This is a genomic window from Catenibacterium sp., assembly GCF_052354645.1.
Lineage (GTDB): Bacteria > Bacillota_I > Bacilli_A > Erysipelotrichales > Coprobacillaceae > Catenibacterium > Catenibacterium mitsuoka_A.
Genome location: NZ_DAWDDM010000075.1, coordinates 1 through 8,390 on the forward strand (window position 1 = coordinate 1; position 8,390 = coordinate 8,390).

Consider the following 8,390-nt stretch of genomic DNA (forward strand, 5'->3'; position numbering starts at 1 on the left):
GAAAGCAACAATCATTGCGACTGATAACAGTGGCAATGAAACTAAACAGGAATGTACATTTAATATTAAGGATATCAGAGGTCCTGAAATTAAATTGAATACAAATAAAGTATCTATTACTGAAGGCACTTCAGTAAACTGGAATTCTTTACTTGTATCTGCTATTGATAATTTAGATGGTGATGTTACTAAGACTGTAGGTATTAGTGGGAATGTTGATGTAAACAATGAAGGTAACTATACAGCTACTTATACTGCAACAGATAAGACTGGTAATACAACTGTAGTGAATATACCAGTAGAAGTTAAATCTAGAAATGCAGCTCTTATTCAGACTGCTTTAGGTAAGATTGGATGTCGTTATAGAATGGGTGCTGTAGGACCTGATGTCTTTGACTGTTCAAGCTTTACTAGATGGGTATATAGACAAAATGGACGTTCTTTAAGTGGTACAGCTGCTGTACAGTTCAATAGTACTCAAAGAGTAGATAGAAACGCATTAAAACCTGGTGATCTTGTATTCTTCAAGAACACATACAAGAAAGGTATCTCTCACGTAGGTATTTATCTAGGTGGAGGCAGATTCGTACATGCTGCCAATGAAAAGAAGGGTGTTATCACATCCTCTCTAGGTGAATCTTATTATGCTGCGCATTATGCAGGTGGAGGAAGAGTATAATCTTTAAGGAAATCGATTTCGATTTCCTTTTTTTATGGTAAAATAATTAAGAAGGGAGTGTTATATATGTATATAGGAACACAGGATTTATTAAAACAATATGATGCTTATTTATTAGAACATGGATATCAAATAGAAGAACTTGTTAATCTTGCAAGTGATGCATTACTCAATCATTTCACAAAATATAATAGATTTGCGATTCTTATTGGACCAGGTAATAATGGTGCAGATGGTTATTCTTTAGGATTAAAACTAGAAAAACTAGGAAAGCATGTTATTTATTATTATAGTGGAGATATAGGAAAGGTATCACAGGCCAATCGTTATTATCGTGATCAATGTAAAGAGAATCATTTGATCTATGTAGATGAAGACAATATTAATACAAGTAATTGGAATGATTATGATTGTATTGTCGATGGGTTATTTGGATTTGGCTTAAATAGTGCACCTAGAGGAATGTATAAAATCATTATAGAATAAATTATGAATAATTATAATGGAACTATTGGGGCAATTGATATTCCTACAGGACTTGATTGTAATACAGGTAAAGCCTACGATGGTGCTTTAAAAGCTGACTTTACAGTCACCTTAACTGCTTTAAAACAAGGATTCTTAGATCCTCGTTCATTAGAATATACAGGTAAAGTCATTCTAGAAACATTAGCTGTTAAGGATTGTTTTAAAGAAGCAGGGTTATTTGAATATGTAGGAGAGGACTACGCAAAGGAACATTTAAGAAAACGAGTTTATAATGGTTATAAGAATATTTATGGTGTAGATGGCTTAATTGTAGGGAGTAATCAATATACAGGTGCACCATTACTTGCCACTAAAGCAGCCTATTATACAGGTGCAGGTATAGTAAAGACTATTACTTCAGAAAAAGTCACATCTCTTTTACCTCTTTATATACCTGAAGCGATTCCTGTATTAAGACCACAAATCTTCCGTTATGATGATTTTGATGGCTATGATGCATTATTAGTAGGATGTGGATTAGGTCTAGACGAAAGTGCCTTTAGAGCTGTAATAGATATTATGACTGCTTCTATCTGTCCACTTGTAATTGATGCAGATGCACTTACAATTCTATCTAGAAATATGCACTTACTAGAAAAACAAGATCGTTCAGTGATCCTTACACCACATATTGGTGAATTCAAACGTTTATGTCATGTAGAAGACTATCCTGACTTAATGATTGCTGCACAGAGTTTTGCATCACAATATCATTGCATACTTGTCTTAAAAGGACCTCATACAATTGTGACTGATGGCAAGTCATCTTATCGTATTGCATCTGGTAATAAAGCGATGGCAGTAGGTGGCATGGGTGATACACTTGCAGGTATTATTACTTCATTATTAGGACAGGGTTATGAACCACTAGAAGCTGCAATACTAGGTGTTTATATTCATGGGCGTGCAGGAGATGAAGTCGCAAAGCAGGCATATACTGTCATTCCTGAAAAACTTATTGAAGAAATTCCTCATACAATGGCATTACTTATTGGTGAAATAGAAAAATAGCTGGAATAATCCAGCTATTTTTTTAGTCTGATAATAGAAATATTACGATTTTTAGTATGTGTCTTACGATAACTAAAGAACAAGTCATCATTCTCCATTGTACAATAAGGACTGACTTCAATATGTTCGTCTAATACACCACAATTTAATAATTGTTGCTTGATCAGACCTTTTGAATTAAGAAGATAATGTGTCTCATCTTTTTTAGTATAGAAAGATGATGTATCAAAGCTCATCTTCTTTACACAATCAATAATATCATCCATGGCTTCAAAGTTTCGTGCTTCAATAGAAGGCCCTACATAAGCATATATAGTACTAGGGTCACAGCCTTCATCTTCAATTAAATGACGTGTCACCTTACCTACAATCTCAGTCACTGTTCCTTTCCATCCTGAATGAATGGCAGCAATTAAATGCTGGTTCTCACAATATAATAGAACAGGACAGCAGTCTGCATGGAAAGTAAATAGAGTCAAGTCTGTATCTCTAGTATATAATGCATCAAAACCTAAATAAGCATCTTTCTGACTATAAATCCCCTTACCACCATCTTTTGTATTTACACTTAAATAATGTGTTGTATGACGCTGTAAGGGTGCGACCATATGATCAAGGTCTGTACCAAGCATTTTGGCTAGTTCTTTACGGTTTTCTAGTACCTGCTTGTCTTCTATTCCATTATAACTCATATTAAATAGCTTTCCATCAATATGAGCTGGTACAGTATAGCCTTCTACTATATCATTATTAAACTTCCAAGGTATTAATTTCATCTTGCATCCTCCACTTTCTCTAACTCATCATAGAAAGAATCATCAGGATCAATATAAATAGTCTTATAATGTCCTAAAAGAACTAAACCTGGCTTATTTGTATGAGGCTTCTTTAAGTTCTTTACTAAACAATAATTTACAGGAACACTTGAACTATATTTACCCTTAGAAAAATATGCTGCAATATTTGCGGCGAGTCTCATTGTATACTCATCCAAGTTTTCTGCATGCACAATAATATGAGAACCAGGCATATCCTTCACATGGAACCACATATCATTACGTGATGCCATTTTAAATGTTAGATAATCATTCTGTAAGTTATTCTTACCTACATAAATAATAATACCATCACGAGTACGATAAACATCATAATGAGGATGTGTTTTCTTCTTTAACTTCTTGACATTCTTCTTACGAATATATCCCATGTTTTCAAGTTCTTCCTTGATTTCCATGGCATCATAATAATCCGCATTATCCATCAAGGTATTTAAAGTATCAAAGTAATTGATTTCTTCTTTAGTCTTTTCAATCTGTTCCTCTAGAACCTTTAAAGAATTCTTTGCCTTCTGATACTTATTATAATAATGATTCGCGTTTGTTTTGCCATCAAAACGCTCATCTAATTCAATTGTCATCTTTGTGCCATCATAATAGTTATCTACAGTCACTTCTTTCATCCCTTTTTGGATAAGATGTAAAGAAGCATACAATAAATCACCCTTAATACGATATTCATCACTATTATGAGAATCAAATAAAGTCTTTTCTAGCTTATCTAGCTTATTGACATTCTTTGTATATTCTTTCTGAATAAAATGAAGAATATCAGAAGTCTGCTGTTTAATACGATCCTTCTGATCAATAAATTGATAATAAGCATCTAATCCATCAAAAAGAGAATACTGATCTATCTTCTTTCCAAAACAATGTAAAGGAATCACGTGATACTTTTCTTTATCACCTCTAGTTATATAAAGTTCTTTACTCTCTTTGATTTCATTCATAAGAGTTTTGAAATCTTCACCTTGTTCCATTTTTGAAGCTACTTCTTCAGCTAAATCCTTAGAGAATCCTTCAAACTCTTTTACAAGATTTGTTGTTTTAGGTGTATTTTCAAAAGGATTCTTCTTATCAAGTAGAGGAGGGTAGCTATAAGTAATCCCTGGCTGCATAATACGTATACTATCACTTGGTGATACTCTCTTTAAACATTCTAGTATCTTATCTTCTTTATTAGTAAGAATAAAGTTAGAATGCTTACCCATGATCTCTATATAGAGATGATACTCTACAAGATCCTTGAATTCATTTCTACCTCTTAAAGTAATCTTTAATATACGATCAAGCCCTACCTGTTCAATACGCTCAATAAATGAACCTTCAATATGTTTTCTTAAAAACATAGTGAGAGCGTTAGGAAAATCAGGTGTAGGATAATTCAATTGTGTTAACTGAACACGTGCATACATTGGATGAATAGAAACAAGAAGTTTCTTATTCTCATTCTGTGCACGAACAGTCATTAATAATTCATATTTCGATATCTGATATAATTTTGAAATACGTCCTGTCACAATTGTTTCATTTAATAATTCTGTAACACGTGACAATACAATTCCATCAAATGCCATATTCATCACCCGACTTAGTATAACACATTTAAAAGTGTTTGACATCACTGTTTTATTCATGTAGGATTACTTAAAAAGGGGATGTAGATAAGTGAAAAGAGGCCTTCTAATTATCCTGAGTGGACCTAGCGGCGTAGGCAAAGGAACAGTCAGAGAACAACTATTTAAAGAAGAATCATTAAACCTTGCATATTCTATTTCAATGACTACACGTTATAAGAGACCTGGCGAAAAAGAAGGGATCGATTATTTCTTTGTAGACGTTGATACATTCAAGAAAAAGATTGAGCAGGGTGAATTACTAGAATACGCACAGTTTGTAGGTAATTATTATGGAACACCTAAAGCCTATGTAGATCAGCTACTAGACGAAGGTAAGAATGTTGTATTAGAGATTGAAGTACAGGGTGCACTTCAGGTTATGAAGAAAGTACCAGATGCTCTTACAATCTTCTTAGTACCACCTTCAATGGAAGAATTAGAAAAACGTATTCGTGGACGTAGAACAGAAGCTGAAGATGTTATTAAAGAACGTCTTGATAAAGCAAGAAGAGAAATTGCGACAAAAGATCAGTATAAGCATGTAGTGGTTAACGATGATGTTATGCGTGCGAAAGACGATATTGTCAAGATTATCGAGGAGAACATGAAGTAGCCATCTGGCTGCTTTTTCTTTTTTAGGAGGTGATTTTATGTTTAAAGTAGAAGTACTTATAGAACATCCTGTTCAGGCATTAGACCGTGGCTTTTCTTATCTATCTAAGAAACCTATTTTGACAGGAATACGTGTTCAAGTGCCTTTTAATCATCGACAGGTTGTTGGTTATGTATTATCTGTAGAAGAAGTTGATTTAACCCAAAAAGAATTAGAAGAAAGAGATGGCTTTAAGTATTCTTATATTTATTCAGTCATCGATGAAGCTCCTTTATTAAATAATGAACTTATTACACTGGCTCATCGTATGTCAAAGATGACTTTATGTCCTTTGATTGCCTGTTTCCAGGCTATGCTTCCTGGGACTTTAAAGCCATCTACTCATAAGATGGTTGGTATTAAAACAATTACATGTGTAAGAGTCATTAATACCGGAACACCTAAAACAACTAAACAACAGGAAGCATTCCGTCTATTAGTAGAAAAGGGGGAAATGTTTCTTAAGGATATTCCTTATTCAAGAAGTGTCATTACTTCTCTAGAAAAGCAGGGTCTTGTTGAAGTATATAATAAAGAAGTACAACGTGATCCTTATGCAGGTAATAACTTAAAGATTAATAATAAGATTACTTTAACCCCACTTCAAACAAGTGTTGTAGAAGGTGTATTAGAAACATCTCAAATGATTTCACTCATTCATGGTGTGACTGGTTCAGGTAAAACAGAAGTCTATATTGCCTTAACTAAAAAGATGTTAGAAGAAAATAAGACAGTATTAATGCTTGTACCTGAAATATCTCTTACACCAATGATGGAACGTGTCTTTAAAGAACATTTTCATGATGAAGTGGCGATTATCCATTCACGTTTATCTCAAGGTGAAAAGTATGATGAATATCGTCGTATAAAAAAAGGTGAAGCCCGTATTGTAGTGGGGGCTCGTTCTGCAATCTTTGCGCCGGTAGAAAATCTTGGTCTTATTATTATGGATGAAGAACATGATATGAGTTATAAGCAGGATAATACACCACGCTATCATACTCTATCTATTGCGAAGATGCGTGCAGAAAAAAATCATGCAAAGATTGTCTTGGGGAGTGCGACACCTTCAGTAGAAACATATGCCCGTGCTAAAAAGGGAATATATAGCCTATTTGAGATGAAACAAAGAATTAATGGTAAACCTCTCCCTTATTGTGAGGTTGTAGATATGGGCAATGAATCCCGTCAGGGGAACTATTCACTTATGTCTAGAAGAATGAAACAGAGATTACAAGAAACATTGGATAAAAAAGAACAAGCAATGATTCTCTTAAATAAGAGAGGTTATGCATCTTTTATTAAATGTGAATCATGTAATGAACCAATACGTTGTCCTCATTGTGATGTCACACTTACTTATCATAAAGCTGAAAATAGACTCAAATGTCATTTATGTGAATATTTTATTCCTACACCTCGTACTTGTCCTAATTGTGGAAGTACGCACCTTAAAAAGATTGGTTATGGGACACAGAAAATAGAAGAAGAATTAGAAAAACAGTATCCTGAAGCACATATCATTCGCTTTGACTTTGATACAACACGTAATAAGAATACTCATTTAAAACTCTTAAAAGATTTTGAAGAACATAAAGCAGATATTATGCTAGGTACACAGATGATTGCGAAAGGACTTGATTTCTCTAATGTTACATTTGTAGGTGTACTCATGGCTGATTTATCTTTAATGGTACCTGACTTTAGAGCCTCTGAACGTACATTCCAGTTGCTTTGTCAGGTGGCAGGAAGAAGCGGCCGAGGAGAAAAACAAGGTACAGTTATGATTCAGACATTCAATCCAGAACATTATGCAATTAAAGCAGCAGTCAAGCAGGATTATGATGCTTTCTTTAAAGAAGAGATAGCATTTAGAAAGAAAGCCAAATATCCACCATATTGTCATTTAGTCTCTGTTATAGTACAATCACGTACACCTAAGAATGTTCATTCTATTGCTTTAGATATCAGTCAATACTTAAGGGATCATCTAGAAAAGGTTCGTATCATTGGACCACAGTCTACCTTTAAGATGCAGGATATCTATCGTGAAAGAATTCTGATTAAATATATAGAATCTAAGCCCATCTATGAACAATTAAGTATCATTGATGATTATTATAACCGTACAAGAAAAGGAGGTGTTATTGTGGCATGCGACTTTAACCCGTATTCCACATATTAATATGAATGAAAGAAATACAGCATTAGATATACTTATTGATTATGAAAAGAATGAAATCTATTTAAATATTACTTTAAACCATACTCTTACAAAAGACTTCTCACCATCAGAAAGAGGACTTATTACAACATTGGTCTATGGAACTATTCAGAATCGTTTATATTTAGAATATCAATTAGAACCACATATCCATACACGTTTAAAAGTAGTAGAAAGAATGCTTCTATTAATGAGTCTCTACCAACATTTCTATCTAGATACACCAGATTATGCAATTGTCAATGAAGCAGTAGATATTATTAAGGAAAGAAGAAATAAAAGAGCAGGAGGCATGATTAATGCGATTCTCCATAGCTGTTTTAATCAAACAAGATCTTTAGATGATTTAGATCATGATGAACGTCTATCTATTTCTACAAGTCATCCATTGTGGCTAGTTAAGATGTTGAATGCTCAATATGGCATTGAAACAACAGAAAAGATTCTTTATGCAGATAATGAAGTGCCTTTAAAAAGTGGTCGTGTGAATACTTATAAGATAACACGTGAGGAATTCTTAAAGAAATATCCAGAATTCACTCCAGGTTATTTATCACCGGATAGTGTCTTATTAAAGGAAGGCAATATCGCCCATACAGAAGCTTTTAAAGAAGGCTTAGTGACGATTCAGGATGAATCATCACAGATGGTTGCTCGTCTACTTAATCCAAATGAAGATGATCTTGTCTTAGATATGTGTGGTGCCCCTGGATCTAAAACAACTCACCTTGGCACTTTGATGAATAATAAAGGCACCCTGGATGTCTATGACCTTTATCCTCATAAAGCAAAGCTTATTAAAGACAATACCCAAAGACTAGGATTAACGAAGATTAATGTG

Annotated in this window: 7 protein-coding genes and 1 pseudogene; 6 read left to right on the top strand and 2 right to left on the bottom strand. The window is 33.8% G+C overall.

From position 1 onward, the window contains the following. The 3 genes and pseudogenes from ACT8VG_RS04870 to ACT8VG_RS04880 form a co-directional block, all read left to right on the top strand. Positions 1–679, top strand: a 679-nt coding sequence (locus ACT8VG_RS04870) for an NlpC/P60 family protein (RefSeq protein WP_444195312.1), incomplete at its 5' end; no start/stop codon positions are given. Positions 680–745: 66 nt separating this feature from the next. After that, positions 746–1,285: pseudogene (locus ACT8VG_RS04875) on the top strand (NAD(P)H-hydrate epimerase); the annotation flags it as partial. A gap of 51 nt (positions 1,286–1,336) precedes the next feature. Continuing rightward, positions 1,337–2,218 carry an NAD(P)H-hydrate dehydratase gene (locus ACT8VG_RS04880; protein ID WP_444195315.1) on the top strand — a complete coding sequence of 294 codons (882 nt, stop codon included), beginning with the start codon at positions 1,337–1,339 and terminating at the stop codon, positions 2,216–2,218. Positions 2,219–2,232: 14 nt separating this feature from the next. Here ACT8VG_RS04880 and pgeF read toward each other — a convergent pair whose 3' ends face one another. Together pgeF and ACT8VG_RS04890 are read right to left on the bottom strand one after the other, a co-directional pair. Beyond that, positions 2,233–2,994, bottom strand: a complete 762-nt coding sequence (gene pgeF / locus ACT8VG_RS04885) for a peptidoglycan editing factor PgeF (RefSeq protein ID WP_288704548.1) — start codon at positions 2,992–2,994, stop codon at positions 2,233–2,235. Then, on the bottom strand, positions 2,991–4,631 hold the full coding sequence (locus ACT8VG_RS04890) for an Rqc2 family fibronectin-binding protein (RefSeq protein ID WP_217106299.1): 1,641 nt from the start codon (positions 4,629–4,631) through the stop codon (positions 2,991–2,993). The genes pgeF and ACT8VG_RS04890 overlap by 4 nt, the downstream gene beginning before the upstream one ends. Before the next feature lie 91 nt (positions 4,632–4,722). Between ACT8VG_RS04890 and gmk the strand changes: the two genes are divergently transcribed. The 3 genes from gmk to ACT8VG_RS04905 form a co-directional block, all read left to right on the top strand. Further along, the gene (gmk, locus tag ACT8VG_RS04895; RefSeq protein WP_022424679.1) at positions 4,723–5,286 is read left to right on the top strand and encodes a guanylate kinase; all 564 of its coding nucleotides are present in this window, start codon (positions 4,723–4,725) and stop codon (positions 5,284–5,286) included. Positions 5,287–5,323: 37 nt separating this feature from the next. After that, the gene (priA, locus tag ACT8VG_RS04900) at positions 5,324–7,510 is read left to right on the top strand and encodes a replication restart helicase PriA (RefSeq protein WP_444195313.1); all 2,187 of its coding nucleotides are present in this window, start codon (positions 5,324–5,326) and stop codon (positions 7,508–7,510) included. After that, positions 7,467–8,390: transcription antitermination factor NusB (locus ACT8VG_RS04905; protein ID WP_444195314.1), on the top strand; the 924-nt coding region annotated here is incomplete at its 3' end. The genes priA and ACT8VG_RS04905, both read left to right, overlap by 44 nt.

Excerpts from the sequence above, each read along its gene's own strand:
- ACT8VG_RS04890 (WP_217106299.1), bottom strand. The coding sequence starts at position 4,631 with ATGGCATTTGATGGAATTGTATTGTCACGTGTTACAGAATTATTAAAT.
- priA (WP_444195313.1), top strand. The coding sequence starts at position 5,324 with ATGTTTAAAGTAGAAGTACTTATAGAACATCCTGTTCAGGCATTAGAC.
- pgeF (WP_288704548.1), bottom strand. The coding sequence starts at position 2,994 with ATGAAATTAATACCTTGGAAGTTTAATAATGATATAGTAGAAGGCTAT.